At 68.0% G+C, this 26,828-nt stretch carries 28 protein-coding genes; 18 read left to right on the forward strand and 10 right to left on the reverse strand.

Going from position 1 to position 26,828, the window contains the following annotated elements:
- Positions 1-48 precede the first annotated feature (48 nt).
- Positions 49-762, forward strand: a complete 714-nt coding sequence (locus AC5WS7_RS36405; RefSeq protein WP_495959180.1) for a SanA/YdcF family protein — start codon at positions 49-51, stop codon at positions 760-762.
- 28 nt (positions 763-790) lie between these two features.
- Here AC5WS7_RS36405 and AC5WS7_RS36410 read toward each other — a convergent pair whose 3' ends face one another.
- On the reverse strand, positions 791-1,390 hold the full coding sequence (locus tag AC5WS7_RS36410) for a TetR/AcrR family transcriptional regulator (protein WP_495959181.1): 600 nt from the start codon (positions 1,388-1,390) through the stop codon (positions 791-793).
- Between the two features lie 123 nt (positions 1,391-1,513).
- On the opposite strand from AC5WS7_RS36410, the gene AC5WS7_RS36415 reads away from it, so the two are divergent.
- Positions 1,514-2,356 (forward strand): oxidoreductase, encoded by an 843-nt coding sequence (locus tag AC5WS7_RS36415; protein WP_495959182.1) that lies wholly within the window; start codon positions 1,514-1,516, stop codon positions 2,354-2,356.
- Positions 2,357-2,411: 55 nt separating this feature from the next.
- Here AC5WS7_RS36415 and AC5WS7_RS36420 read toward each other — a convergent pair whose 3' ends face one another.
- The gene (locus AC5WS7_RS36420) at positions 2,412-2,936 is read right to left on the reverse strand and encodes a hypothetical protein (RefSeq protein WP_495959183.1); all 525 of its coding nucleotides are present in this window, start codon (positions 2,934-2,936) and stop codon (positions 2,412-2,414) included.
- A 350-nt stretch (positions 2,937-3,286) separates the two neighbouring features.
- Between AC5WS7_RS36420 and AC5WS7_RS36425 the strand changes: the two genes are divergently transcribed.
- Together AC5WS7_RS36425 and AC5WS7_RS36430 are read left to right on the forward strand one after the other, a co-directional pair.
- Complete coding sequence (locus tag AC5WS7_RS36425) at positions 3,287-3,427, forward strand: hypothetical protein (RefSeq protein WP_495959184.1); 141 nt, start codon at positions 3,287-3,289, stop codon at positions 3,425-3,427.
- Positions 3,428-3,611: 184 nt separating this feature from the next.
- Positions 3,612-4,049: a VOC family protein gene (locus AC5WS7_RS36430; protein ID WP_495959185.1), complete on the forward strand. Its 438-nt coding sequence runs from the start codon at positions 3,612-3,614 to the stop codon at positions 4,047-4,049.
- A gap of 35 nt (positions 4,050-4,084) precedes the next feature.
- On the opposite strand, the gene AC5WS7_RS36435 is transcribed toward AC5WS7_RS36430, so the two are convergent.
- The gene (locus AC5WS7_RS36435) at positions 4,085-5,125 is read right to left on the reverse strand and encodes an NAD(P)-dependent alcohol dehydrogenase (RefSeq protein ID WP_495959186.1); all 1,041 of its coding nucleotides are present in this window, start codon (positions 5,123-5,125) and stop codon (positions 4,085-4,087) included.
- A 491-nt stretch (positions 5,126-5,616) separates the two neighbouring features.
- On the opposite strand from AC5WS7_RS36435, the gene AC5WS7_RS36440 reads away from it, so the two are divergent.
- The 3 genes from AC5WS7_RS36440 to AC5WS7_RS36450 all read left to right on the forward strand — a co-directional run bounded on the left by AC5WS7_RS36440 (position 5,617) and on the right by AC5WS7_RS36450 (position 7,552).
- Positions 5,617-6,132 (forward strand): OsmC family protein, encoded by a 516-nt coding sequence (locus tag AC5WS7_RS36440; protein ID WP_495959187.1) that lies wholly within the window; start codon positions 5,617-5,619, stop codon positions 6,130-6,132.
- 94 nt (positions 6,133-6,226) lie between these two features.
- Entirely contained in the window at positions 6,227-6,991 is a 765-nt protein-coding gene (locus tag AC5WS7_RS36445; RefSeq protein ID WP_495959188.1) for a hypothetical protein, read from the forward strand.
- 120 nt (positions 6,992-7,111) lie between these two features.
- A complete protein-coding gene (locus AC5WS7_RS36450; RefSeq protein WP_495959189.1) occupies positions 7,112-7,552 on the forward strand; it encodes a hypothetical protein in 441 nt (146 codons plus the stop codon).
- A 24-nt stretch (positions 7,553-7,576) separates the two neighbouring features.
- Here the strand turns inward: AC5WS7_RS36450 and AC5WS7_RS36455 are convergent, their stop codons facing one another.
- Complete coding sequence (locus AC5WS7_RS36455; protein WP_495959190.1) at positions 7,577-8,140, reverse strand: isochorismatase family protein; 564 nt, start codon at positions 8,138-8,140, stop codon at positions 7,577-7,579.
- A 94-nt stretch (positions 8,141-8,234) separates the two neighbouring features.
- On the opposite strand from AC5WS7_RS36455, the gene AC5WS7_RS36460 reads away from it, so the two are divergent.
- Positions 8,235-8,684 (forward strand): MarR family winged helix-turn-helix transcriptional regulator, encoded by a 450-nt coding sequence (locus tag AC5WS7_RS36460; RefSeq protein ID WP_495959191.1) that lies wholly within the window; start codon positions 8,235-8,237, stop codon positions 8,682-8,684.
- A 297-nt stretch (positions 8,685-8,981) separates the two neighbouring features.
- Here the strand turns inward: AC5WS7_RS36460 and AC5WS7_RS36465 are convergent, their stop codons facing one another.
- Positions 8,982-9,887, reverse strand: coding sequence for a LysR family transcriptional regulator (locus tag AC5WS7_RS36465; protein WP_495959192.1), 906 nt, complete (start codon positions 9,885-9,887; stop codon positions 8,982-8,984).
- A gap of 162 nt (positions 9,888-10,049) precedes the next feature.
- Here AC5WS7_RS36465 and AC5WS7_RS36470 point away from each other — a divergent pair, with 162 nt between their 5' ends.
- Positions 10,050-10,793 carry an SDR family oxidoreductase gene (locus AC5WS7_RS36470; RefSeq protein ID WP_495959193.1) on the forward strand — a complete coding sequence of 248 codons (744 nt, stop codon included), beginning with the start codon at positions 10,050-10,052 and terminating at the stop codon, positions 10,791-10,793.
- Between the two features lie 47 nt (positions 10,794-10,840).
- Here the strand turns inward: AC5WS7_RS36470 and AC5WS7_RS36475 are convergent, their stop codons facing one another.
- The 3 genes from AC5WS7_RS36475 to AC5WS7_RS36485 are packed head-to-tail and all read right to left on the reverse strand — an operon-like array spanning position 10,841 to position 12,728.
- Positions 10,841-11,788 (reverse strand): NADP-dependent oxidoreductase, encoded by a 948-nt coding sequence (locus tag AC5WS7_RS36475; protein ID WP_495959194.1) that lies wholly within the window; start codon positions 11,786-11,788, stop codon positions 10,841-10,843.
- On the reverse strand, positions 11,788-12,306 hold the full coding sequence (locus AC5WS7_RS36480) for a DMT family transporter (RefSeq protein WP_495959195.1): 519 nt from the start codon (positions 12,304-12,306) through the stop codon (positions 11,788-11,790). Before AC5WS7_RS36480 ends, AC5WS7_RS36475 begins: the two co-directional genes overlap by 1 nt.
- Positions 12,273-12,728 (reverse strand): DMT family transporter, encoded by a 456-nt coding sequence (locus AC5WS7_RS36485; RefSeq protein WP_495959196.1) that lies wholly within the window; start codon positions 12,726-12,728, stop codon positions 12,273-12,275. Before AC5WS7_RS36485 ends, AC5WS7_RS36480 begins: the two co-directional genes overlap by 34 nt.
- Positions 12,729-12,809: 81 nt before the next feature.
- Between AC5WS7_RS36485 and AC5WS7_RS36490 the strand changes: the two genes are divergently transcribed.
- Positions 12,810-13,700: a LysR family transcriptional regulator gene (locus AC5WS7_RS36490; RefSeq protein ID WP_495959197.1), complete on the forward strand. Its 891-nt coding sequence runs from the start codon at positions 12,810-12,812 to the stop codon at positions 13,698-13,700.
- Between the two features lie 459 nt (positions 13,701-14,159).
- Here AC5WS7_RS36490 and AC5WS7_RS36495 read toward each other — a convergent pair whose 3' ends face one another.
- Positions 14,160-14,330 carry a DUF4246 domain-containing protein gene (locus AC5WS7_RS36495; RefSeq protein ID WP_495959221.1) on the reverse strand — a complete coding sequence of 57 codons (171 nt, stop codon included), beginning with the start codon at positions 14,328-14,330 and terminating at the stop codon, positions 14,160-14,162.
- Between the two features lie 121 nt (positions 14,331-14,451).
- Here AC5WS7_RS36495 and AC5WS7_RS36500 point away from each other — a divergent pair, with 121 nt between their 5' ends.
- The 6 genes from AC5WS7_RS36500 (at position 14,452) to AC5WS7_RS36525 (ending at position 23,439) form a co-directional block, all read left to right on the forward strand.
- A complete protein-coding gene (locus tag AC5WS7_RS36500; protein ID WP_495959198.1) occupies positions 14,452-15,678 on the forward strand; it encodes a glycoside hydrolase family 76 protein in 1,227 nt (408 codons plus the stop codon).
- A gap of 375 nt (positions 15,679-16,053) precedes the next feature.
- Positions 16,054-19,845, forward strand: a complete 3,792-nt coding sequence (locus AC5WS7_RS36505) for a nitrate reductase subunit alpha (RefSeq protein WP_495959199.1) — start codon at positions 16,054-16,056, stop codon at positions 19,843-19,845.
- A 143-nt stretch (positions 19,846-19,988) separates the two neighbouring features.
- Positions 19,989-21,791 carry a nitrate reductase subunit beta gene (gene narH, locus AC5WS7_RS36510; protein ID WP_495959200.1) on the forward strand — a complete coding sequence of 601 codons (1,803 nt, stop codon included), beginning with the start codon at positions 19,989-19,991 and terminating at the stop codon, positions 21,789-21,791.
- On the forward strand, positions 21,788-22,468 hold the full coding sequence (gene narJ / locus AC5WS7_RS36515) for a nitrate reductase molybdenum cofactor assembly chaperone (RefSeq protein ID WP_495959201.1): 681 nt from the start codon (positions 21,788-21,790) through the stop codon (positions 22,466-22,468). Before narH ends, narJ begins: the two co-directional genes overlap by 4 nt.
- Positions 22,465-23,202: a respiratory nitrate reductase subunit gamma gene (gene narI, locus AC5WS7_RS36520; RefSeq protein ID WP_495959202.1), complete on the forward strand. Its 738-nt coding sequence runs from the start codon at positions 22,465-22,467 to the stop codon at positions 23,200-23,202. The genes narJ and narI overlap by 4 nt, the downstream gene beginning before the upstream one ends.
- 24 nt (positions 23,203-23,226) lie before the next feature.
- A complete protein-coding gene (locus tag AC5WS7_RS36525) occupies positions 23,227-23,439 on the forward strand; it encodes a hypothetical protein (RefSeq protein ID WP_495959203.1) in 213 nt (70 codons plus the stop codon).
- A gap of 1 nt (position 23,440) precedes the next feature.
- Here the strand turns inward: AC5WS7_RS36525 and AC5WS7_RS36530 are convergent, their stop codons facing one another.
- Positions 23,441-24,427, reverse strand: coding sequence for an NAD(P)H-dependent flavin oxidoreductase (locus AC5WS7_RS36530; RefSeq protein ID WP_495959204.1), 987 nt, complete (start codon positions 24,425-24,427; stop codon positions 23,441-23,443).
- A gap of 317 nt (positions 24,428-24,744) precedes the next feature.
- Here AC5WS7_RS36530 and AC5WS7_RS36535 point away from each other — a divergent pair, with 317 nt between their 5' ends.
- Together AC5WS7_RS36535 and AC5WS7_RS36540 are read left to right on the forward strand one after the other, a co-directional pair.
- On the forward strand, positions 24,745-26,217 hold the full coding sequence (locus AC5WS7_RS36535) for a nitrate/nitrite transporter (protein ID WP_495959205.1): 1,473 nt from the start codon (positions 24,745-24,747) through the stop codon (positions 26,215-26,217).
- Between the two features lie 39 nt (positions 26,218-26,256).
- A partial coding sequence (locus AC5WS7_RS36540) for an FAD-dependent oxidoreductase (RefSeq protein WP_495959206.1) occupies positions 26,257-26,828 on the forward strand: 572 nt, incomplete at its 3' end.

Raw genomic sequence — 26,828 nt, forward strand, 5'->3', positions numbered from 1 at the left:
CGGAAAAGGGATTCCGGATCACGCGCCCGGCCGGGCAGACTTTCGGGCATGAGTCCGCGTGATACGCCCTCGGGGGTGGGAGCTTTCATCGGACCCTGGCTGCGGCCGGGGGTTCTGCTTCGGGTAGCGGCGGTGGCCGCGCTCACGGTGATGGTGCTCGTCGGCGCGTGTATCGGCGTCGTCCGCTGGCGCGCGAGCGGTCTGGAATATTCGGCTACGTCGGTGCCGCCCGCCGATGTCGCGCTGGTGCCGGGTGCGGAGATCTATCCGAACGGCGAACCCTCCCCCTACGTGGCCGGCCGGCTCGATCTGGCTCGCGCCCTGCTCGCCACGGGCAAGGTCAAGGCGCTGCTGCTGACCGGCGATTTCGGCACGCCGACCTACGACGAGCCCGATGCGATGCGCAAATACCTGATCGGCAAGGGCGTACCGGCGAACAAGATCGCCTTGGACTACGCGGGTTTCGACACCTATCAGTCCTGCGCTCGCGCCTACCGCATCTTCGGGGTGCGCGACGCGATCGTGGTGACCCAGGATTTCAGCGTCCCGCGTTCGATCGCCCTGTGCCGGTCGGTGGGCATCCGGACCACGGCGGTCGGTGATCACAGTCAGGCGCACAACGCGACCTACGACAAGTGCTGGCTGCGCGATCAGATCGCCGCGACCAAGGCGGTGTATTCGATGCTGTTGCAGCCGGATCCGGAATTCCTCGGCCGCCAGGAGACCTCGGTCCGGGACGCGATGGCCGCGAACCCGCGCTGAAACCGAGATCGACTGCGCCCCAACCCGTTCACCGGGATGCGCGGCGGCGAGCGGCCGAGCCGCCGCCGAGTCCGTTGATCAGCGTGTCCACCACGACGTCGGCGGCCTGAGCGGCGCTGAGCTCGGGGAGGTCCTCGGCCGCGCGCAGCAGCAGGGACGGCAGCAGGGCGCCGATCCAGCCCCGCGGCAGGTCGTCTCGCAACAGGCCTTCGTCGGTGGCGCGGCGCAGGAAGTGTTCGACTTCCGCGATGAAACCCTCGCGACGATCGCGAATCGTCTTCTCGGACAACATGCGGAACGTCTCGACCGGCCAGCGGCGGTTCACCTCGATGATCCCCTCCACGTAGCGATGCAGCGCCACGCCGACCGGCGCCTCACGCAATCTCGCCGCGGCGATCGCCGCCTCGACCGCGTCGTAGCGGGCGCGGTACACCGCGGCGAGCAGATCCTCCCGGGAGGAGAAGCGCCGGTACACGGTGCGCCGGTCCACTCCGGCGGCCGCGGCGATGGCCGCGATGCTGACCGAGGGATCGTCGGCGAGCAGTCGCGCGCCGGTTCGCAGGACGAGTTCCAGGTTGTGCGCCGCATCCGCTCTCACCGCTCCAAGGTAGCCGGGAGTGTCGCGCATCGCAGAATATTAGCCGCTGTACAGTGGAATAAATTCTTGTAACTGCTACTTTCATGTGACAGTTAGCGCGCACGGACGGATCCCGCCCGACGCGGACAGCCGATCCGAACGGAGCAAACGCTCATGGCCAGAACATGGTTGATCACCGGAGCATCTCGCGGCTTCGGCCGCCACCTCACCGAAGCGGTCCTCGCGGCCGGAGACCGGGTCGTCGCCACCGCGCGCCGGCCCGAGCAGCTGGACGATCTGGTGGCCGATCACGGCGAGCAGATCCGGGCCGTGGCGCTGGACGTCACCGACGCGGCCGCCGCCGAGCGCGCTGTCCGGCAGGCGATCGACGCATTCGGCAGGCTCGACGTCGTGGTCGACAACGCCGGTTACGCCAACAGCGCCCCCATCGAGGAGATGACCGAGGAGGATTTCCGCACCCAGGTCGAGACCAACCTGTTCGGCGTCGTCAACGTCACCCGCGCCGCACTGCCGGTGCTGCGTGAGCAGCGGTCCGGCATATTCGTCCAGTTCTCCTCGATCGGCGGAAGGGTCGGCGGCACACCGGGAATGGGCGCTTATCAGACCGCCAAATTCGCGGTGGAGGGCTTCTCCGAGGTGCTCGCGAGCGAAGTCGCCCCGTTCGGGGTGAAGGTCGTCATCGTCGAACCCGGCGGCTTCCGCACCGACTGGCAGGGCTCGTCGATGACCCTGCACAGCGTCGGGCCCGACTACGAGCAGACCGTGGGCGCGATCAACCGGTACCGGCAGGACAGCCACGGCACTCAACCCGGAGATCCGGCCCGCGCGGCGCGGGTCATCATCGATGTCGTCGGCGAGGAGAATCCGCCCCGGCGCCTGCTGCTCGGCAGCGACGCCCTCGCGGCGGCACGCGAGGCGGGCAGGAACCGCGCCGCGGAAACCGAGCGGTGGGCGGCGGTGAGCAGTTCGACCGATTTCCCCGCCGACGAGCGATGACGCTTCGGCCGCAGTATCTTTCGCGCGGGCCGTCAGCGCGTGGCGCCGCGCGGCCTCACCGCGGAGGCATCAGCATGGGAACCGGTTCGCGCACGGTGACCAGCACGACGACGTCGCCGTAGGGGGCGGCGCCGCGCGCCACGCGGTGGGCCATGCGCGCCACGGAGGTTCGCCACCGGTACTTGGCGTCGATCTCCGACTGCACGAACGGCAGCAGGGTTCCTCCGGTCACGACCTGGGCTTGGCCGTGCCATTGGTGCGAACCGAGGGCAGGATTGCCGCGCCAGTCGCCGGGCTGCACGATCACCCGGCCGTCGCGGGCGAGTTGCTCGGCCTCCTCGGCGTAGGACGAGACGCGGAATGCGAGTTGGTTCTGGCCGATCGGGACGACCAGGCGCGGCACCGTCACCAGCTGTTGCGGGCCGGCGACGCGGGTGACCAGGACGGTCTTGGCCGCCTGCCACATCATCGCCAACTGGGAGCGCCCGGTACGAGCCGGCACCCGCCGCGCGTCGGCCGCGGGATCCGGCTGAGCGATCTGCCGGTAGGTGGTAGGGACATCCACCAGGGTTCCTGCCATCACATTCGTCCTCTCCGGTGACACAATCCAGCGCTGGTTCGGTGTCGGAGCCACGAGCCCGCCGCGTCCGCCGCCCAGTGATCGTTCGCTACCAGGAAGGCATTACAGACCGACCGGTTGGCTCTATCGGGTGAGCGGACGGACCCCCTTCTCGCCCGGATTCGGCGCCTCCGGCCGAGCGCGAGCCCGACATGCCGGGCATCCTCGGCCGACCACTTCCGATAGTCCATTGCCTGCGCCGAGATGGCAACGATGCAGGTCACATCTGTCCCAGACGGGCACGGTGGCGAGTTCCGGCAAGTGCCACGGCTCCGGCTCTTCGATTAGACTCGGCCGCAAAGGATGTCGAGATGCTGTTCGACTCGCTCGAGGGCTTGTCGGTGGGGGACGCACTCGGCCGGCAATTCCCCGTGATGCGCACGTCGGTCGATGCGCTGCGGGCGGGGGCGGTCCCGCCGGGACAGTGGCGGTGGAAGCTCACGCCGGCATAGCGGCGATTCCCCGGGAGTGGCTCGCCGCACGGGAACCGTTGCCCTCCTGGCTGGAACGTGTCCGCCCGGTGAAGACCGGCCCGGGCCGGCTACGCCGATGGGCTCGATGGCGGACCGTGAAATCCACGCGGTAGCTCGTCCACATCCCGGCGGCTTGTCCGAGCGGCTCGTTAGCATGCACCGCATGCCCATCAAATTCGAGAACGTCGGCATCGCCGTTCGCGACCTCGAAGCAACGATCGCCTTCTTCACCGACCTGGGTCTCACCGTCGTCGGCCGTGACACGGTCAGTGGTGAGTGGACCGACACCGCCGTCGGCCTGGACGGCAACCACGCCAACATCGCCATGCTGCAGACGCCGGACGGTCACGGTCGCCTCGAACTCTTCGAGTACATCCACCCCGAAGCGATCGACACCGAACCCACCCGCCCCAACGAGATCGGCATGCACCGCGTCGCCTTCTCGGTCGACGACATCGACGAAGCCCTCGCGATAGCCGCGAAACACGGCTGCCGGCCGCTTCGGGGCGTGGCGAACTACGCGGACGTCTACAAGCTCACCTACGTCCGCGGCCCCAGCGGCATCATCGTGATGCTCGCCGAGGAACTGAAGAAGGACTGAGGCAGGCCGGCGGCGTCGGCCGTTCGCCGGACGCGTCAGCCGTTCGGCAGGATCACCGCGCGGCCGTTGATCTTTCCGCTGTGCAACCGGTCGTAGGCCAGCGGCGCGTCCTGCATGGCGAAGGTTTCCACATGCACCTTTATCGAACCGGCTCGCGCCAGGTCGAGCACCTCGTGCAGTTCACCGCGACTGCCCCAGTACGGCGCGGTCACATTCACCTCGAAGGGCAGCACACCGAAACCCACCGGCACGGCACCGCCGCCGATCCCGATGATCGTGATATCGCCTTCCATCGCGACGCAACCCGCGGCCGTGGCGGTCGTCGGCGCCGCGCCGACGAAGTCGAACACCGCGGTCGCGCCCCGGCCGCCGGTCAACTCCCGCACCCGGTCGGCCGCCGTGGCGTCGGAGATCGCGGTCTCGTGCGCACCGACGGTCCGGGCGAGCTCGAGTTTGTCCTCGCTCACGTCCAAGGCGATCACCCGCGCCGAACTCAGCGCGCGCAGCAGCTGAATAGCGACGTGGCCGAGGCCGCCGGCGCCGATAACCACGGCCGTCGAGCCGGGGACGAGTTTCGGCAGCGACCGCTTGATCGCGTGATACGGCGTCAGTCCCGCGTCGGTCAATGGAACCGTCTCGACCGGGTCGAGGCCGTGCAGCGGCTCCAGGTGCCGCGCATTGTCCACGATCATGTACTCGGCGATCGCGCCCGGCGCGCCCAGTCCGGGCGGGAAGATGTTCAGCTCGGCCGCCCGCAGGCAGTAGTTCTCCCGGCCATCCGCACACGGCGGACAGGCGCCACATCCCCACGGACCGTAGACCGCGACCGAATCACCCACCGCGAATCCGCTCACCCCCTCCCCCAGCGCCGCGATCGTCCCGGCCCCCTCGTGCCCCAGCGTGAGCGGCAGCGGATACGGGAAATCCTTTTCCGGCCAGGACATCACGGCGATATCCGAATGACACACCCCGGCCGCGGACACCTTCAACAACACCTGCCCGGGCCCCGGCTCCGGATCGGGGACGGTCACCAATTCCGGTGCGGCGCCGATGGTTCGATACTGCAGAGCTTTCATCGCGATACCTCCGAGGTCGGATGCACGATCGGATGCCGCGCCACACCTCGAACGTTCCGGAACATCAGCGAACCATCCGCAAACGGCCGGGCGCACCACGGCCCCGGCGTCGGCGGCCATGATCCATGCCGACCGCTCAGCCCCGGGAACATTCCCGATCATACGGCCGAACGGAGCTCACTCAGCCCCTTCGCTCGGACCTGCAGCAATCCATCAGCGAATTCGGCGCGCGGCCCGGGTAAAGCGTTATTCGCCACCGGCGAGCCGAGCGGATCATCTCGCAGACCCGAACAGGCGCGGGCTCGACAGGCTTCGACGCATCGACCCGAGTACGTATGTTCGCCGCTCGCCGCGAGAGAATCGCCGAACCGACGTCGGCCGGGCGGAGCCGGTGCGCTCCGGGTGACGACGCCGCTGCCGATCCGCGAGCATTCCATTCACGCCGACCACAACTCTCCCCGCGCGGCCGGCCCCGGGATAGCTTCGGCGGCATGACAACCGATGTGGGTGCGCCGCTCAATGCCATCACTCAGGCCACTGCGCGGGCCGTCGCCGACGACCCGGCGAACGCGCTGGCCGTCTTCCGCGCCACCGGGGTAGCGGAAAGTGCCGTTGCCACCGTGGTCGAGGCACGTTCACATACGGTCCGGGTGGACGAACCGCCCGCGCTGGGCGGACAGGACACCGCCGCCAATCCGGTCGAGGTGTATCTGGCCGCGCTGATCGCCTGCCAGGTGGTGACCTACCGGTTCGTGGCCCAGCAACGCGGAATCGTCATCGGGGATCTGCGCATCGAGGCCGAGGGCGATCTGGATGTGCGGGGGTTCTTCGGCTTGGACGAGTCCGTACGACCGGGCTTCCAGGCCGTGCGGCTGACCGTTCACCTGCACGGCCCCGAATCAGCCGAGCGCTACGCGGAATTGCAGCGCGAGGTCGAAAGCCGTTGCCCGGTGCTCGATCTCACGACCGATCCGACACCGGTGCGGACAACCCTGGTCACGGCCTGACACCCCTCACCCGGCCCGCCGCCGTCGGTGTCGGCGCTACCGGCGCGCGGCGATCGTGGTGTGCCCCCGGCTGTTTCGCTGTCACACTGGTCTGGTGAGCCTGCGGCGATTGTTCAGCAAGACCCCCCGTGACGCGGTCCCGGGTACGTTCCGGGTCACGGGCGTGTCCCTCACCCGCGACGAGGATGGTTACGGTAGCGCGCGACTGTCCGGCGTGCTGTCCGGGCCGGGGGTTCCGGCGCGCGCGCTGCGGGTGGGTCGGCGTTACGGTCCCGGCGAGCGGGTGCCCGAATGCGGCGACGAATTTCCGGCCACGATCGACCGCGAATATCCCGATCGTTACGGAATCGTTTGGCCCGAACAGGTTTCGCCGACCACCAAGGCGTTGTGGAACGAGGAGTACGCCGAACGGGTAGCCGCCGCGATGCGCCTGGGCCTGGAGCCCTCGGTCGTTCCCGAAGTGACCGGTATCGGCATCCGCGAATTGGCGCGGGTGGCCGTCGAACGGCGGTACGGACGTGACCTGCTCCCCGACGGCAACCGGCAGATCACCGCCGAGGAGGCCGAGGAGCTCTACCGCACGGGTGTGCGCGCGACCGCGACGATCACCGGCATCGACTTCCTCGACATTCCCGCCCGCAGTTTGCCCGACGCGGAGGCGTGCCTCGCGAATGTGGCTGTGCGAGTGGCATATCCGGATGGCAGCGAATACACCACCACGGCCCGGTTCGGCTTCCGCACCGCCGCCCGTCGCGCTCAGATCGGTTTCGTCGGCGCGCGCGTGCCGGTCCGCATCCATCCGGGCGACCGAGCACGGCTGTGCCTGGACCGGCCCGCGCTGCCGCCACTGCCCGAATGACGCGGTACGCCTCGACACGAGCCTGGGCGAATCGCGTTTCGCACCTGTTGCTTTCATCGAAAGGACACGACTCGGTCTCGGCGCTGGCATCACTCGCGATCGCTGCCTACGGTGGTCACCATGTCGACGATCGTGATCGAGGATCTGCCCGAACCGGCCGCCCGTGTCCTGCGACGGCGGGCCCAGGCAGCGGGCATGTCCGCCGCGGCTTACATCCGAGTGGAGCTGACCGGGCTCGCGGGCACGCGCATCCCGCTCGATGACGTCGTCGAATTCCTGCACGCCGAACTACCCGACCCGCCCGTTGCCGAAATCGACAGTGACGCAGCGGCATTGATGCGCGACCTGTCCGACGAGGCCGCGGTCGTCTTCACTCGTCGCGCGGGCGCGGCCGGCATCCCGTTGAGTACCTATCTGCGTCAGGAGCTGACCACGCTGGGCCGCCGGACCACCATCGACGATGTGATCCTCGAGTTCCGCGAGGCACAGGACCACGATCCGAACCTGTTGGTGGACATGGACGCGGTCATCGCCGCGGCCCGGTACGCGCGAGCGGAGTGACCGCCGCCGGCGGCCCGGCCGGAGTCAAGCCGCACTGAGCAAGCCGTGCAGGGCGCCGATCACCCGCGCGCCACTCGCAGTGGTGAAGTCCCGCACCATATCCGCGGCGAGGTTCGGAACGCAGCCGACGAACCCGCCCGCGGATTCGATCCGGCGCAGTGCCACCGCCTCGGTGCTGTCCGACAAGCCACCGCACGCATCCAGCGCGACGTAGACGCGCATACCCGCATCGATCAGGTCGAGCGCGGTCAGCTGCACCACCAGTTCGGTCAGCACGCCACAGATCAGCACGACCGGACGCCCGGTGGCGGCGAGTGCGTCGCGGGTGCCCGCATGGTCCGCGCAGCTCGCGCCGGAACGCACCTGCACCCCGCCCACCGGCCGCAGGCCGGCCAGCTCCGCGATCGGGTCCGGCCCTTGCGGTCTCGGCGCGATCGACACCGTGGCGGGCAGCCCGAGTATCCCGCCGACGTCGGCCAGGACACGGGCCGAGGCGCGAATGCCGGCCGCGGAGCGGGTGCGGCTCAGCGGCACGATGGATTCCTGCAGGTCAGCGAAGAGCAGCTGTACTTCGGAGGGTTGGAGCACGTCGACCACTTCCTTCGTCGATAAATCATTCAGTATCGAATAGTATTACTAGAAACCGTTCTCTGTCGAATAACCTGTTCGGATATGATGTGTCGTGCGCACCCAACCGGACGATGCGGAACGCTTCCTGCGCCGCACCACCTTCCTGACCGCGGTCGTCGGCCAGGCGGCCACCGACGTACAGACCAAAGAGCTTGCCGCACTGGGTCTTTCGACGAAGGCACACGGGGTCCTCACCATGCTGCGCCGGTACGGCCCGCTCGCGCAGAACGAGTTGAGCCGCACCATGAACGCTGCCGCCAGCACCGTGGTCACCCTGGTGGACGGCCTCGAGCGAGCCGGTTACGTGACCCGCCGGGGCGATCCCGGCGACCGCCGTCGCAACGCGGTGGAAATCACCGACTCGGGCCGCGAAATCGCCGCGCGCGCAGACGAACTCGCCGACGAGCTGGAGGATCGATTCCTCGCTCCGCTGGCCCCGGACGAACGCGAAACCCTCCGCTCTCTGCTCCAGCGCCTCTGGACCCCGCCGCAACCGCGCTGAGTGTCGCCGCGCGCCGGCCGGTGGGCTGGCGATCATTTTTCGTCCCAGGCGGTTTCACCGCCCGGTTTCGCACACCGGAGCACCCCGCTCGCCGCCCTACCGGAACTGGCCGAGCGGGTATCCGCGGGCCGACCCCGACCTGGCCACGGCTCGACCTTCTTCCCAGCGATCGACGACTGGTCGTACTGCCCGAAGTCCACAACGACACCGAGGCGGCAGCCGAAAACGCCACTGCCCGCAGTGTTTACGGCCGACCTTGACATCGCCGACCGGCCAATGATGTCCAGCAGGCGGCTTTCAGACGTCTGCGACGAGATGCGTTCGGGCGAGTTCACGGAAGGCCGCGGTCAGCGGAGTGCGATCCTCGGCGTGGGTGGCGACCACCACCCGGCACGGTTCGATCCCGTGCAGCGGAATGCTGACCAACTCCGCGTGGAGCGTGGGTCGCCGGTCACCGGCGGGCAGGATTGCCATACATTCGCCAGTGGCGATCAGCTCCAGTTTGTCCTCGAAGCTGTCCGCGGCGCCGGGACCGTTCGGCGGCGCGCTGCCGTCCGGGCCCGAACGGGGCACACTCCAGATGGTCGGTGTACTGGTACAGGCCACCAGCTCTGCGCCGTCGAGCTGGTCGAGGGTGATCGAATCCTTCCCCGCCCAGGGGTGCGACCGCGCGACGACCAGTACACGCGGTTCGGCGCGGAGAACCTCCACGCGCACCTGGTCCGGCGAATACGGAAGCGGCAGCCGAGCGACGAGCGCGTCGACGCGGTGTTCGGCGAGTGCGTGGGCGTGCTGCCAGCTCAGGTGCCGGGTGCGGATGTCGGCATCCGGGTAGCTGCGACGTAACTCACGCACGGCCGGGGTGATGACCAGATCACCGACGTATCCGATGGTGATCGTATCCGGCGGAGCGGCGGCGCGCGCGGTGAGCACGGCCCGATGTGCCGCGTCCAGCACGGCCCGAGCGCGCGGCAAAAAGGCCCGGCCCGCCTCGGTGAGGCGGCTGCCCTGCGGAGTGCGGTCGAACAGACGCACCCGCAGCCGATCCTCCAGCCGTTGGATCTGCCGGCTCAGTGACGGCTGAGCGACGCGCAATACGACGGCCGCGCGACCGAAGTTCTCGTATTCCGCGACCACGGTGAAGTACCGCACCAGGCGTAGATCGAGATCGATCCCGGCGGGCACGGCGGCAGGATCGGACACCGGACCAGCCTACCCGTCATGCGGCAGCCGCATGACGAGGTGCGGAACAGGTCTTGGACGGCGGCCGAGAGTTGTCCTTGACTCGAAGGCGCAAGGCCCGGAGCCGAAAGACGCCGGGCACCAGCCGATCACGCGATGTGGACAGGAATCGAGGTCGTCCGTATGGGTAGGTACGAAGGTAAGAATGTCGTGATCACCGGCGGCAGTAGCGGATTCGGCTTCACGACGGCACAACTGCTGATCACCGGCGGCGCACGGGTATTGATCACCGGCCGCACGCAGCACACGCTCGACGCCGCCCGTGAGCGCCTGGGCGAGAACGCCGTGGCCGTCCGCAGCGACGCGGCATCGCTATCGGATATGGACGATCTCGCCGACCGGGTGAAACGCGAGTTCGGCCTTGTGGACGCGCTTTTCGTCAACGCGGGCATCACCCGGTTCGTGCCGTTCGAGGAGATGACCGAGCAGGTCTACGACGAACTGCTCACCGTCAACGCCAAGGGCGCGTACTTCACCGTGCAGAAACTCGCGCCGCTGCTGCGGTCCGGCAGCGGAATCGTCCTGACCACCTCGGTCGCCAACAGCAAAGGCCTGCCGATGATCAGTGCGTACGCTGCCGGCAAAGCCGCCCTCCGCTCGATGACCCGCAGCCTCGCCCGGGAATTGCTGCCCCGAGGCATCCGCGTCAACGCGGTCAGCCCGGGGCCCATCGACACCGGAATCCTCGAGAAGTCGATGCCCGCGCCGGATGCCGAACGCACCCGGGCGCAGATGACCGCGAACAATCCCATGCTCCGTTTCGGCGAATCCGACGAAATCGCCCGAGCCGTCGCATATCTCGCCTTCGACGCCACCTATACCACCGGCGCCGAGCTGCCCGTGGACGGCGGGGCGTCCCAGCTGTGACACCGGTCTCGATGAAGGTCGTCACCGATCCATCCGGGCAGACCCGCTCAGAAGGTCAGCACGATACGGCCGCGCACACCTCCGGCTTCCAGCATGCGATGCGCGTCGGCGGCCTGCGCGGCCGGAAAGGTCTGGGCCACACGCAGAGTCAGCACGCCGTCGGAGGCCAGGCGGCTCAGTTCGGTGAGCGTGGCCGAATCGTGGACGCGGTCCAGAACCATGATGTAGTCCACGGCGATACCACGCTCCGATTCGACGGCTCCGCTCAACCGGGGCGGCCGCAGCGCGACATAGGATCCGTTGTCGCGCACGGCGGGCAGTACGGCGGCTCCCTGCAGCGCGCAGTCGATCACACTGTCGACGCCGCCGGGTACCCGGTCGCGGACGCGGCGAGCGAAATCGTCGCCCCGCGCGAGGACGACATCGGCACCGAGGTCGGCGACCAGTTGCTCGTCCCGGGGTGCGGCGTCGGCGAGCACGGTGAGTTCGCGATGCCGGGCCAACTGGATCACGTACCCGCCGACCGCGCCCGCCGCACCGGTCACCGCGATCGTCCCGCCCGGCCGGGCACCGGCCGCATCCAGCGCGAGGGCGGCGGTGAGCCCGTTCATCGGCAGCGTGGCCGCCGCGACGACATCGGCTCCGGCAGGGATCGGCGCCACCGAATCATCGGAGACCACAATCCTTTCCGCGTACGCACCGCCCCCTTCCAACACCGGTTTGGTGATCGCGACGACCTGGTCCCCGACCTGCCAGCGCGACCCGGGACCGATCTCGTCGATCACGCCGGCCGCATCCCATCCCGGCACGTACGGCGGCGTCACGTCGCGATACCGATCGTGCGCCGCACCGCTCCTGGTCACCAGGTCGGACGGGTTCACCGTCGCCGCCGCGACCCGGATCCGGACCTGTCCCGGCCCCGCATGCGGTTCGGGCACCTGCACCGCGCGCAGCACTTCCGGACCTCCGGGCTCGTCGAAACCGATAGCCAGCATCACCACTCCTTCTCCGCTCGCAGGGAACAACTACCACCGGCCCCACCGATGTTCCCCGCTGCCGCTGTTCGCGATCCGTGCCCGCCGATGGCGCGTCCGCGCACACTCCGGCGGCCCGGGTCGGCCCCGGGCCGAAGACTCTTTCGCTCAACTCCCCGGCGACGCGAAACGGCCACGCCCGCAAGGCAGATGATGCCGCCTATCAGGGCCCAGGGCGTGGGCACCTCGTCCAGCAGCAGCCACGACAGCACGATCGAGAGGGCGGGCACGGCATAGCTGGTGGTGCTGAGCCGGCCGGCGGGTGTGCGGCTCAGCGCGTACGACCACGCGGTGAAACCCAATGCGGTAGGGAACAGTCCGAGATACACGGCGTCGAACACGGTGCGCGCCGGCGCGTTCGCCAGCTCGCGCGCCAGCTGCGGCGCCCACGGCAGCAACACGACCGTGCCGATCACACAGCCGAGCCAGATGGCGGTGAAACCGTCTACGTAGCGCAGCGCGGCCTTCTGCACCAACACAGCCCCTCGTCGAACAGCATTCCCGCGCCGAAGGCCACCAGCAGCGGAGCGACGTTCACCAGCAGCGCCGCCGTGCCCGCATCCAGGTGTCGTTCGGCGGAATTGAGCGCGACGGTGTAACCGGCGAGCCACAGCACTGCGTAGATCGCGATGAGCAGCAATGGCTTTCGGCCGCGTCGTGGCCGCTGCCACGCGCCCGGCCTCATCGTCGCGAGCACGGTGAGCGAGGAGGCCGCGACCGCCAGCCGCATCAGGGCCATGGGCGCGGGCGACAGCGTCGGGCCCGCATCACGGATGGCGACGAAGGCCGACGCCCACAACAGGACAGCGACCAGCGCCGCCCCCGCACTGCGCCAGTCGGCAGTAGGGCCGGCGGACGGCGCGGGAGCACGAGACGGGAGCGACTGGGGATCGGTAGACACTCCGCTATCGTCATCACGCCAACCAGACAGGACAAGTGAATAATTCGGAACCATTGTTCAGTTGAACTGTACAATCACGACATGCTCGACATCACCCGGCTTCAGTTGCTGCGCACGGTGGTCGCGACCGGCTCGTTGCGGGCCAGCGCCGCGGCTCTGGGCTACACGCCGTCGGCGGCGAGTCAGCAACTGGCGGCGCTGCAGCGGCAGACCGGGCTGCGATTGACGAATCGAGTCGGCCGCGGCCTCGAACCGACCGCGGCCGGTCGTGCGCTGGCCGCCGAATCCGAGGCATTGTTCCAGGAGCTGAACCGTCTGGACGCAGTGGTCGGCGATCTGCGCGCCGGCCGGGCGGGCAGCCTGTCCATCGGTTACGTCACCTCGGTCGGCGCGACCTGGTTGCCGCCCATCGTCGACGCGCTACGCGGTGAATTCCCGGAGCTGCGGCTCGAATTGCGCATCGCGGAGTTCAACTCCGGGCAGCACGACGTCGAGATCATCGTCGCCGATCCCCGCACCGGGCTTCCCGAGGTCGCGTCGCCGGCCGCCGTTGTCGTGCACCGGCTGGTTTCGGACCCCTACGTGGTGGTGGTCCCCGCGGACGATCCACTCGCCGGGCGCGCCGACGTGCGCCTGGCAGAGCTCGCCGACCGCTCCTGGATCGACAACGAACACAACGACGACATATGCCGGCGTGTGCTCGTGAACGCCTGTGCCAGCGCCGGTATCACCCCGCGATTCCAGGTGCACGCACCCGATTACCGCACGTCACTGGCGTTCGTCGCCACGGGGATCGGTATCACCGTGATGCCCCGCCTGGCCGCGATGGACCTGCCGGAACGGGCGATCGCCCGGCGGTTGGTCGACCCAACCCCGGTTCGCGACATCGCCATCGCCGTCCGCAAGACGATCGCCGACCATCCAGCCGCGCGACGGATCGTGGAACTGTTCACCACCGTGGCGCGATCCTGATCATCGCGGCTGCCGCAGTGATGCGCCGCAACGATTTCCACCGCTGGGACCCGGTAGTATGCGAGCAGGCGAATCGAGCGACAGGGTCGCCGGACCGCGCGAAGCCGCATCACACGATCGTCGCCGACGAAAGCTGTTGCCCAACAGTGGTTCACGCCGAGACATTCCGGTCACGGCAGGACATGCGCGAGCCGAGAGCACAGTTGTCGGCGGGGGCACACGGTGTCGTGCACCCCTTTGCAGCCGCGTGGTTCAGTGTTCGCAGAGGCAGAACTCTCGTTCGTAGATCTCTTCGTTCTGGGTGTCCGCGAAGAATTTTCGTTCGTGCATCAGCCGGCCGCGGTAGTCCTTCGCCTGGGCGAGGGTCATCGTCGCGGTCGGAGCCCAGGGTTTGCTTGGGGCGGTACGTCCGATGTCGACGGGTGGCAGGGTCCACCAGGAAGAAGATCCGGGCTTCGGTCATGCCCTGCTCGCCGCCTCCGCAGCCCACCGGGCGACGATATCGGCGGCGTTCATCTTGACGAACGACTGTGGCTTCGAACGGATTCGAGCACTCGAGCGCATCATGTGCAGCTCTCGCAGCGTCCGGGGCGGGGCGACCCCGCCACCACAACGCCCCCTTGCCGACAGCGGGACCGGTCACCACCAGGGGCGAGCGCGGCTCCGCGCCCGCCGGGGACGCCGCGCGCCGCGGATCGTCGCCCGATACGATGGAAATGCACAATTTCCGCTCCGGTGATCGTTGTTGGGTATGAGGGAGTCCGAGCGGATGGATCGCCGGAACAACAGAATCGGTCGGCGCAGCATCCTGGTCGCGGCCGGGGCCTGGGTCGCGTTGACGGCTACCGCGCAGCCGACCCAGGCGGTGATGATCACTCCGGAGGCGCCGTCCGGCCCCGAGGAGTCCGGGCAACGGGCCGACCTGGCGGAACAGGCCATCGTGCGGCGTTATGTGCGCCCGCTCTGGGGTGAGCCGCAGGTGCAACTGGGCACCCTCGTCTGGCCCGCTTCGCTGTGGGAACAGTTGCTGCTGGGGCGATGGTGTTACTGGTGGCAGGCGCATCTGCTCGACTGCGCGGTGGACGCCGCGGTCCGCGCTCGCACCCCCGAACGCATCGCCCGGATCTTCGCCCTCGCACGCGGCATCCGGGTCCGCAATCTCACCGGCTGGACCAACGGCTACTACGACGACATGTCCTGGCTGATACTGGCGCTCGAACGCGCCGAACGACTGCTCGGCATCGGGTTCGGCGGGGCGGTCGGGGATCTGCACCGCGCTCTGTACGCCGGATGGCGACCGGACATCGGCGCGGTGCCGTGGCGGTCGCACGACAACTACTACTCCACCTCCGCGATCGGCCCGACCGGTATCGCGATGGCCCGGTCGGGCGAATTAGCCCGCGCCGCAGCACTTTCCGACTTCTTGCAGACCCGGCTGCGCGACCGGGACAGCGGCCTGATCGTCGACGGCGTGCACGAACCCGAGGGCCGGGTGGACCACGCCACGCCGACCTACTGCGAGGGTGCGGCCATCGGCCTGGAAACCGAATTGGCCACGCGCACAGGCGATCCGACTTACCGAAAGCGCGCGGCAGAACTCATCGCGGCGACCGCGGACCGGCTCACCACCGGTGGTGTGATCGGGGCGGCCGCCGCGAACGACTCCGGGCTGTTCATGGGCATCCTCGCCAGATATCTCGCCGAAGCCGCACTCGTTCTCGGCGACACCACCGCCGCGGAAATCGTGCACACCTCCGCGCGGGCGGCCTGGGAACATCGGGCCGAGGTGGGCGGCCTGCCGCTGTTCGGGATGGATTGGACCCGCCCGGTCACCGTGCCGGACCACCCGGGCACCTTCACCCAGCTCACGCATTCCTCGACCGGTTCCGCGGCGAATCTGAGCCGCGACCTGTCGGTCCAGCTCAGCGGCTGGATGCTGCTCGAGGCGGATCACCGGCTCACCGCGGCAGGACACTGAGACCCGCGCGCCGCGCGCTCACCACGGGTCGCGAACACCGGCCGGATTCGACCGCGCCGGGGCGAAATCCGCCGCTCGCAGCGCGCCGGGAACGTGTTAATTAATGTAAACCGTCCGAGAAGGCGCGGTTTCCAATCCATCACCGGTTGCCGAACCAGCCGGGGGCGCCGCCCCGGATTTGCGGAATCCGGGGGCGTAGGGCCTGTTCACCGGTGAGCGGTGACGCGGATCACCGCGGTCGGTGGTGACCGGTAGGTTGCAGCGGCCTCACAGCGCACAGCCGGCTCGAATGGGTTGTGAGAGATCTGTTTTGCCTGTTCCGGATGGGTCTTTACAGTCGGATTCGTCAGCCTGCCATCCGCTCGAAGGGGCATCATGGTCAACTCACGTGCCCGAGGATCGGCATCCGGCTCCGCTGCGCGCACCGGGATCGAGGACGCCGGAGACGCACTACTGGGACTCGGCAGATATTTCCAGCGTGGTGAGATTTCGGCCGACCAGCGCATCCTGCACAAACAGGGCGGGCGCGAGGCCGACGAGTTCTACCGGGACCGGTGGTCACACGACAAGGTGGTGCGGTCCACGCACGGGGTGAACTGCACGGGCTCGTGCTCGTGGAAGATCTACGTCAAGGACGGCGTGATCACCTGGGAATCGCAGCAGACCGACTATCCCTCGGTGGGCGCGGACAAGCCCGAGTACGAGCCGCGCGGCTGCCCGCGCGGCGCATCCTTCTCCTGGTACACGTATTCCCCTGCGCGCGTGCGGTATCCGTATGTGCGCGGAGTTCTGCTGGAGATGTACCGCGAGATCAAGGCGCGGGTGAAGGATCCCGTACTGGCCTGGGCCGAACTGGTCGAGGATCCCGAGCGGGCCCGCCGGTACAAATCCGCGCGCGGCAAGGGCGGCTTCGTCCGCGCCGAATGGTGGGAGGCGGCCGAAATCGCCGCCGCGGCACATGTGCACACGATCAAACGGTACGGCCCGGACCGAGTCGCGGGCTTCTCCCCGATTCCGGCCATGTCGATGGTCAGCCATGCGGTCGGCGCGCGGTTCATCTCGCTGCTGGGCGGGTCGATGCTCTCGTTCTACGACTGGTACGCCGACCTGCCGGTGGCCTCACCGCAGGTGTTCGGCGATCAGACCGACGTCCCGGAATCGGCCGACTGGTTCGACGCCGGATATCTGATCATGTGGGGCTCGAACGTCCCGGTGACCCGCACCCCGGACGCGCACTACATGACCGAGGCGCGCTATCGGGGGCAGAAGGTCGTCGTGGTCTCCCCCGATTACGCGGACAACACCAAATTCGCGGACGAGTGGCTGCCCGCGCGCCCGGGAACCGATGCGGCACTTGCCATGTCGATGGGGCACGTGGTGCTCGAGGAATTCTTCGTCGACCGGACGACGCCGCGGTTCGAGGATTACGTCAAGCGCTATACCGATCTGCCGTTCCTGGTCTGCCTGGACGAGGCGGGCGGCTGGGACGCCGAGGGCCGGTATCACGACGAGGGCATGCTGCCGGGCAAATTCCTCACCGCCGCCGACCTCGGACAGGACGACGAGGGCAGCGAGCACAAGATGGTCCTGCTCGACGACGCGGCGAATCCGGTGGTGCCCAACGGTTCTCTGGGACACCGCTTCAGCGGCGCGGACGCCGGGAAGTGGAATCTGGACCTCGAGGGCGTGGATCCCCTGCTGACATTGCACGGACGTCCGGACGCACAGGCGGTCCCCCTGCTGCTGCCCCGCTTCGACAGCGACGTCCCCGGCAAGGTATTGCGCGGCGTTCCGACGACACTCGTCGCCGGTAAACGGGTCACGACCGTCTTCGATCTGCTGCTGGCCCAGTACGGGGTGGCGCGGGACGGGCTGCCCGGCGCCTGGCCCACCGGATACGACGACGCCTCCCAGCCCTACACCCCGGCCTGGCAGGAAACCATCACCGGCGTTCCGGCCGCCCAGGCCGAGCGGGTCGCACGCGAATTCGCCGACAACGCCGAACAATCCGGCGGGCGTTCGATGATCCTGATGGGCGCGGGCACCAATCACTGGTTCCATTCGGATCAGATCTATCGCGCCTTCTTCACCCTCACGCTGCTCACCGGCTGTCAGGGCGTGAACGGCGGCGGCTGGGCGCATTACGTCGGCCAGGAGAAGTGCCGGCCCGTAACCGGTTGGTCCACACTGGCTTTCGGCTTGGACTGGCAGCGACCGCCGCGCCAGATGCAGGGCACGGTGTTCTGGTATCTGACCAACGACCAGTGGCGCTACGATCCGTTCACCGCCGAGGCGTTCGCCTCGCCGCTGGGCCGGGGAGCCTTCGCCGGGCGCACCGCGGCGGACAATATCGCCCTGGCCGGCCGGCTGGGCTGGATGCCGACCTATCCGACCTTCGACCGCAATCCGCTGGATCTGGCCGATGAGGCCGAGCGGTCCGGCAAGCCCGCCGCGGATCACGTCGTGGACGAGCTGACCTCGGGCGCACTGCGTTTCGCGTGCGAGGACCCCGACGCGCCGGAGAACTTCCCGCGCTGCCTGACGGTGTGGCGGGCCAATCTGCTCGGCTCATCGGGTAAGGGCAACGAATACTTCCACAAGCATCTGCTGGGCGCGGACTCCAATCTGCAAACCACCGACAGCGCCGGGGTACGGCCGGCGGAGCTGGTCTGGCGCGAGCAGGCACCGACCGGCAAGCTGGATCTGCTGCTGTCCCTGGACTTCCGGATGACCAGCACGACGTTGTTCTCCGATATCGTGCTGCCCGCGGCGACCTGGTACGAGAAGCACGACCTGTCCTCGACCGATATGCACCCGTTCGTGCACTCCTTCTCCCCCGCCATCTCCCCGCCGTGGGAGGCCAAGACCGATTTCGAGGCGTTCCACCGCATCGCCCGGGGGTTCTCCTGGATGGCCGAGAAACATCTGGGCGTACGCAGGGACGTCGTCGCCGTTCCACTGCAACATGATTCGCCCGACGCGCTGGCGCAGGCGCGCGGACGGGTGCTGGACTGGAAAGCCGGTGAGTGCGAGCCCGTGCCCGGCAAGACCATGCCCAAACTGGTTGTGGTGGAACGCGATTATCCGAAGATCGCGGAGAAGATGGCGGCGCTGGGCCCGCTGATCGAGTCGCTCGGCGTCACCACGAAGGGCGTGACGACCTATCCGGACCAGGAGGTCGCCTACCTCGCCGGAGTGAACGGCACCGTGGTTTCCGGTGTGGCACAGGGTCGTCCGTCGCTGGCCAAGGACACCCACGCCGCCGAGGCGATCCTCGCGCTGTCCGGCACCACCAACGGAAGGCTCGCGGTGGAGGGATTCGAGGCGCTCGAACGCCGCACCGGCACCAAGCTGGCGGATCTGGCCGCCGAACACGAAGGCAAGCGAATCACCTTCCCCGACACCCAGTCCCGTCCGGTGCCGGTCATCACCTCGCCCGAGTGGTCCGGCAGCGAAACCGGCGGTCGACGCTATTCCCCGTTCACGATCAACACCGAACGCCTCAAGCCCTGGCACACCCTGACCGGACGCCAGCACTTCTATCTCGATCACGACTGGATGGCCGAACTCGGCGAACAGCTGCCGATCTTCCGCCCGCCGCTGGACATGAGCGCTTTGTTCAGCGAACCGGGTGTGGGGGCCGTCGGTGACAACGGCGTCACCGTTCGGTACCTCACACCGCATTCGAAGTGGTCGATCCACTCGGCGTATCAGGACAACCTGCACATGCTGACGCTGTCTCGCGGCGGACAGGCGATCTGGATGTCGGACCGGGACGCGGCGAAGATCGGTGTGGCGGACAACGACTGGATCGAGGCGGTGAACCGCAACGGCGTCGTCGTCGCACGCGCGATCGTCAGCCACCGAATGCCCGAGGGCACCGTGTTCATGTATCACGCCCAGGACCGGGCGGTCGGCGTGCCGCGCATCGAGGGGCGGCCGGACGCGGCGGCGAACGGATTCGATTGGGCCGCACCGGAACAGCAGCCCGGTAAGGGCAAACGCGGCGGCATCCACAACGCCCTCACCCGCATCATGATCAAACCCACGCACCTCATCGGCGGGTACGCACAGCAATCGTTCGCGCTGAACTACCACGGCCCCACCGGAAATCAGCGCGACGAGGTCACCACGATCCGCAAACGCTCGCAAAAAGTGGAGTACTGATGCGAACCCGACGAGGTCACCACGCTGTGCCCACTCAACACGGCAAACGCTCGCAAAAAGTGGAGTACTGATGCGAACCCGACGAGGTCACCACGCTGTGCCCACTCAACACGGCAAACGCTCGCAGGAAGTGGAGTACTGATATGCGTGTCATGGCGCAGATGGCCATGGTGATGAACCTGGACAAGTGCATCGGCTGTCACACCTGCAGCGTCACCTGCAAGCAGGCCTGGACCAATCGCGGCGGCACCGAGTACATGTGGTTCAACAATGTGGAAACTCGCCCGGGGCAAGGTTATCCGCGCCAGTACCAGGATCAGGAGAAGTGGCAGGGCGGCTGGCGGCTCACCCGGCGCGGCCGGCTCACCCTGAAATCCGGATCGCGAATGAAGCGGCTGCTCAACATCTTCGCCAATCCGGATCTGCCCACGGTCGAGGACTACTACGAGCCGTGGAGTTACGACTACGACAACCTGCTGTCCGCCCCGGCCATGGACACCACTCCCGTCGCACGGCCGAAATCCCTGATCACCGGCGAGGATACGACGATCACCTGGGGCGCGAACTGGGACGACGACCTGGGCTCGGGCCCGGAGCAGGTCGGCCGGGACCCGCTGCTGGCCCGGCTCTCGGAGCAGGTCAAGCTCGAATTCGAGCAGACCTTCATGTTCTATCTGCCCAGGATCTGTGAACACTGCCTGAATCCGTCCTGCGTGGCCTCCTGCCCGTCCGGGGCGATCTACAAGCGGTCCGAGGACGGCATCGTGCTCGTGGATCAGGACGCCTGCCGCGGCTGGCGGCAGTGCGTCACCGGATGTCCTTACAAGAAGGTCTATTTCAACCACAAGACGGGCAAGGCGGAGAAGTGCACGTTCTGCTACCCGCGGGTGGAGGTCGGCATTCCGACGGTGTGCTCGGAGACCTGCGTGGGGCGGCTGCGCTATATCGGCGTGATGCTGTACGACGCGGACGCCGTGCTCGAGGCGGCCTCGGTCACCGATCCGAAGGATCTGTATCCCAGCCAGCTCGGAGTGTTCCTCAATCCGCACGATCCGCGCGTGATCGCCGAGGCAGAACGCGCCGGGATCAGCCCGGATTGGCTGGAGGCCGCGCAGAATTCGCCGGTGTACAAGCTGATCGTGGACTATCAGATCGCCCTGCCGCTGCATCCGGAATACCGCACCATGCCGATGGTCTGGTACGTGCCGCCGCTGTCGCCGGTGGTGGAGTCGCTGTCGCGGACCGGACACGACGGCGAGGATGCCTCGAACCTGTTCGGCGCCATCGACGCGCTGCGTATTCCGATCGAATATCTCGCCGAACTGTTCACCGCCGGTGAGATCGGGCCGGTGCGCGCGGCCATGCAGCGCCTGGCGGCCATGCGCTCGTTCATGCGGTCGGTGAATCTCGGCAAGGAACCCGATCCCGCGATCGCGCCGTCGGTGCGGCTCGAGCCCGAGGAGATCGAGGCCATGTACCGGCTGCTGGCCATCGCGAAATACGAACACCGGTACGTGATTCCACAGGGCGCGACATCACAGGCGCACGAGTTGGATTCGCTCGCCACCGGCTGCAGCCTGGACACCGACGGCGGGCCGGGGATGACGGCATTCGACACCATGGTCGAGAAGTTCCACCTCACCGATGCCAATGACGCTGCCCCGGAACAGAAGACGAACCGGATCAACCTGCTGAACTGGGACGGTCGCAGTACCGACGGACTCGTCCCGGCGGCCGCGAACGGCAACGGCCACTCCGCGAACGGCTCCGGCCGAGCCGCCGCCAATGGCAACGGAGCCAACGCGAGCCGAGCGAACGGCAACGGCAACGGCAACGGCAACGGCAACGGCAACGGCAACGGCAACGGCAACGGCAACGGCAACGGCAACGGCAACGAGAACTCTGCCGACGACGTGACGCCGATTTCGAGCGGGGCCGAGCGATGACCCTGTTGAAATTACGCCGCCGCCCCGAACCCGCCGTGCAGATGTCCGAGCGGAATCGCCGCCTGATCTGGCGCACCGCGGCCCTCCTGCTGGACTATCCCGACGAACACCTGTTCACCGCCGTCGACCGAATCGCGGACGCGGCAGCCCATCTCCCCGATGAGGCGCGAATCCCGTTGCGGCGCTTCCTCGACCACATCGGCGCGTCCGCACCGATCGACCTCGCCCAGCAATATGTCGAGACCTTCGACATGCGCCGCCGCTCCAGCATGCACCTCACGTTCTACGCCTACGGCGACACGCGCAAGCGCGGAATGGCCCTGCTGCGCTTCAAACACGCCTACCGGCACGCGGGCGTCGAACTCGACGACCGGGAGCTGCCCGACCACCTGCCCGTCCTGCTCGAATTCGCCGCGACGGTCGACCCGGTCGGCGGCGAGCGCCTGCTCGGCGAGCACATCCCGGTCATCGAACTGCTGCGGTTGTCGCTGCGCGACAACGGATCTCCCTATGCGGACGTCGTTGCCGCGGTGGTCGCCACACTGCCGCCGCTGACGGTCGCGGACCGCCGCCGAATCGCCGAACTGGCCGCGGCCGGACCACCGGACGAGGAGGTCGGGATGGACCCCTACACGATGGACCCCGCACTGTTCGACGGATCGCAGGCCCGGCGATGACTACCGACGTCTGGCTGATCCTGCCCTACATCGCCTTCACCTCCTTCGTGCTGGGCCATCTGTGGCGCTACCGCACCGACCAATTCGGTTGGACCACAAGGTCTTCGCAGTTGTACGAGAGCCGGCTGCTGCGACTGGGCAGTCCGCTGTTCCATTTCGGCATGCTCGGGGTCATCGGCGGTCACGTCCTGGGTGTGCTGATCCCGCGGTCGTGGACCGATGCGGTGGGCGTGTCCGAGGAGCTGTACCACGTGGTGGCGGTCTCGGCGGGCTCGGTCGCCGGACTCGCGGTCGTCGCCGGAATCGCGATCCTGCTGTACCGCCGAGTCACCGTGCCCGCGGTGCGCAAGGCCACCACGAACAACGACAAGATCATGTACGTTCTGTTGGCCGCGGCCCTGATCACCGGGCTCCTCAACACCCTCGGCAGTAATCTGCTGTGGGGCGCCTACAACTACCGCGAAACCGTATCTCCTTGGTTCCGCAGCATTTTCACGCTGCACCCGCATCCGGAACTCATGGTCGGCACACCCTGGACGTTCCAGGCGCACGGGGTGATCGTGCTGACACTGATCGGCGTGTGGCCGTACACCCGGCTCGTGCACATGTTCAGCGCGCCGATCGGTTACCTCACCCGCCCGTACATCGTCTACCGGGCCAAGGCCGTGCAACGCCCGGACCACAGCCGCTACGCGAAGGCGTGGGACGCGCCCGTGACTCCCGAACGCTGGTGAGTGCCGTGCGCGATCATGGATCGCATGGCCCATGAATCATCGGAGCGGCCGGACCCGGTAGCGATCCTGCGACGCTGGGAGGATTCCGGCGCGGTGTGGCGGGTGCTGAACCGCCGCGCGGACCGGGTGACCGTCGTACTCTGCCAGTGCACCGGCGGTGAGGAGGTGGACCGCTTCACCTCCGCCGATCCGGATCTGCTGCGCTTCCTGGGCGACCGCCGCAGCAGCGAGGATTGAACTACCGCGTGAGCAGCCGCGCGGCACCCCCGCACAATGTCTCGAGCACCTGCGCCACCGGTTCGGCGGCGGTCACCAGGCCGACGCCCTGCCCGGCATCGATCGGCGTCACCCGCTGGTCCGCTCGCGCGATCGCGGCGGCGAGCGACTCCCGTGCCGCCGGATCGCGGGACAGCTCCTCCTCCCGGCCGGTCCACCGCTCGGCGAACTCGTTGCGCAGTACGCGCGTGGGAAACCTTGTCGCCCAAGGCAATCCCATGCCGACGTCGAAGGCGCGGGTGAGGATCGTATCGGTTCCGCGAGCGGCGATCATGGCCCGCCGGCCGTCCCGCGACAGCAGCGATTCCGGGCAGGCGGCCAGGCAGGTGCCGAGCCACGCACCCGCCGCCCCCGCGGTCAGCACCGCGGCCAGGCTGGGGGCCGAGCCGATTCCCCCGGCCGCCAGCACCGGAACCGATACCGCGCCGAGAACCGCATCGAGCAGCGGTAACGTGGCCATCTCCACCGCGCCGTGCCCGCCGCCCTCCGTGCCGCGGGCCACCAGCACCTCGACACCGGCCTGTTCCGCGCGCCGCGCCTCCTCGGCGTTGTAAACCTGTGTGGCGGTGCGGATTCCGGCCGCACGGACGCGGGGAACCCAGGACAGGTCCGTCCCGAAACTCACCGAGATCAGCACCGGCTTCGCCGCGATGGCCCGGTCGAGCAGTCCCGGCTGGGCGGCCGCGACCCAGTCCACCAGTCCGATACCGAACGGCCCCGCGCCCTCGCCCAACTGTCCGAGCTCGCGTTCGAGCGCGGCCACCGACCCCGCGCTGCCCATCCCGATCATGCCCAGGCCGCCGGCCGCGGTGACGGCCGCGGCCAGCCGCCCACCGGCCACCCCGCCCATCGGCGCGTTGACCACGGGGATCCGCAGGCCCATATCCTTCGACCACGCGGTTGACAGGGCCGTCGGCCCGGCGTCCGGGCGGGGCTGCGCGGCTACCATCGAGTGACCTCCTCGCACGCTGACATGCACTCATGTCAGCACATCGAGAGTTTCCCGGCCGTCGCGGGGCGAGCCCGCGCGGGGCCGGCCAACGCACTCGCACCGCACGCGATATGTCCCTCACTCGCGCGCCGGGCAATGCCGGGTTACTTCGTGACGGGCACACAACCGCCGTGTCACACTGCCGAAACAAACGGCACGATCTCACGAGCCGCACCACATATCCGTGCGGAACCGTTGACGTCTCGGACATTCCGCGCAGCATGGCGGAAATACCCTTTTTCTAGGGTTGAGCCAACCTGATGTGGGAGGCCCCGTTGAGCACGCTGTCGCGCAATCGCAATATCGATAATTGGAACGCAGAGGATGTCCAGGCCTGGGAGGCAGGCGGTAAGGACATCGCCAAACGAAACCTGGTGTGGTCGGTATTCGCCGAGCATGTGGGCTTCTCGATCTGGTCGATCTGGTCGGTCATGGTGCTGTTCATGCCCACCGATAAATTCGGCATCGACCCGGCCGGTAAATTCTTCCTCGGTGCGGTGCCGACATTGGTCGGCGGATTTCTCCGCATTCCGTACACGGTCGCGACCGCCCGATTCGGCGGCCGCAACTGGACCATCTTCAGCGCGGTCATGCTGCTGATTCCGACCCTGCTGACGTTGTATTTCGTCAACCATCCGGGCACCTCGTACACGACCTTCCTGGTGGTCGCCGCGCTCGCCGGATTCGGCGGCGGCAATTTCGCCTCGTCGATGACGAACATCAACGCCTTCTACCCGCAGCGGCTCAAGGGCTGGGCGCTGGGCATGAACGCGGGCGGCGGCAATCTCGGTGTCCCGCTGATCCAGCTGGTCGGACTGGCGGTCATCGCCACGGTCGGCAACGCCTATGGACACGCCTCGATCGTGTGCCTGGTCTATCTCGCGCTGATCGCGATCGCCGGTGTCGGCGCGGCGCTGTACATGGACAACCTGCGCAACCAGAAGGCCGATATGTCCTACATGCTCACCTCGTTGAAGGTGCCGCAGTCGTGGGCGATCGCGTTCCTGTACATCGGCACCTTCGGCTCGTTCATCGGGTTCAGCTTCGCGTTCGGACAGGTTCTGCAGATCAGCTTCAAGGCCGGTGGCGAGAGCGTCGCGCACGCCACGCTGCACGCCGCGCAGATCGCGTTCATCGGCCCGCTGCTGGGCTCGGTGATGCGCCCGTACGGCGGCAAGTGGTCCGATCGGTTCGGCGGCAGCAAGGTCACGCTGTACACGTTCCTGGGCATGATCGTGGCCGCGGTGGTGGTCAGTATCGCCGGGATGATCGGTGACGCGCACGGTGGCGTGCCGACCGGCGGGGCGATGGTGGCGCTGGTCGCGGGATTCATCGCGCTGTTCCTGCTGTCGGGTATCGGCAACGGTTCGGTCACCAAGATCATCCCGTCGGTATTCGAGGCGAAATCCAAGAGCCTGCAAGCGAATCCGGCGACCCAGGCGGCCTGGTCGCAGAACACCTCCGGCGCGCTGATCGGTTTCGTGGGCGCGGTGGGCGCGCTCGGCGGCGTCGGCATCAACCTGGTGTTCCGGTCCTCCTACGCCTCGACCAACTCGGCGACCACCGCGTTCTGGGTGTTCATGGGCTTCTACGTGGTCTGCGCGATGGTGGTGACCGCGGTCTTCCTGCGACGGCCGCACGCGGCGCGCGGCGGCAAGTCCGAGCCCTCCACGCTCGAGACGGTGACGCAGGCGTTGTCGAGCGGCGAAACCGCCGCGGTACAGGAGCCTTCGGCCCGTATCCGCTGAACCGAAACGCCCGAGCCCGAACCCAGCCACGGAGGACAGATGAAATCCACGGTCGAATCCGCTTGCAGGACAGTGGTGGTCGCCGGTCACGGCATGGTCGGGCATCGGTTCGCGGAGGCACTGCGGTCCCGCGACACCGACGGACGGTGGCGGATCGTCATCGTCGGGGAGGAAGCACTGCCCGCCTACGACCGGGTCGGGCTGTCCGCCTACGTCGATGGCTGGAATGCGGACGCACTCGCGCTGCCCGGCAATAGATTTCAGGACGACGAGCTGGTGGATCTGCGGCTGGGCGAGCGGGTGGACCGGATCGATCGCGACGCCCGCACGGTGACCACCTCGCTCGGCGCGGTGATCGCCTACGACAGACTGGTTCTGGCCACCGGCTCGTATCCGTTCGTGCCGCCGGTGCCGGGACACGAACTGCCGCAGTGTTTCGTCTACCGGACCGTGGAGGATCTGGATCGCATCCGCGCCGCCGCCCAAGCGGGCGGCCCGGGGGCGCGCGGTGTGGTGATCGGCGGCGGCCTGCTGGGACTCGAGGCGGCCAACACGCTGCGTCTGCTGGGGTTGGAAGCTCATATCGTGGAACACAACGACCGGCTGATGCG

The organism is Nocardia sp. PLKS1-43 (genome assembly GCF_059510335.1).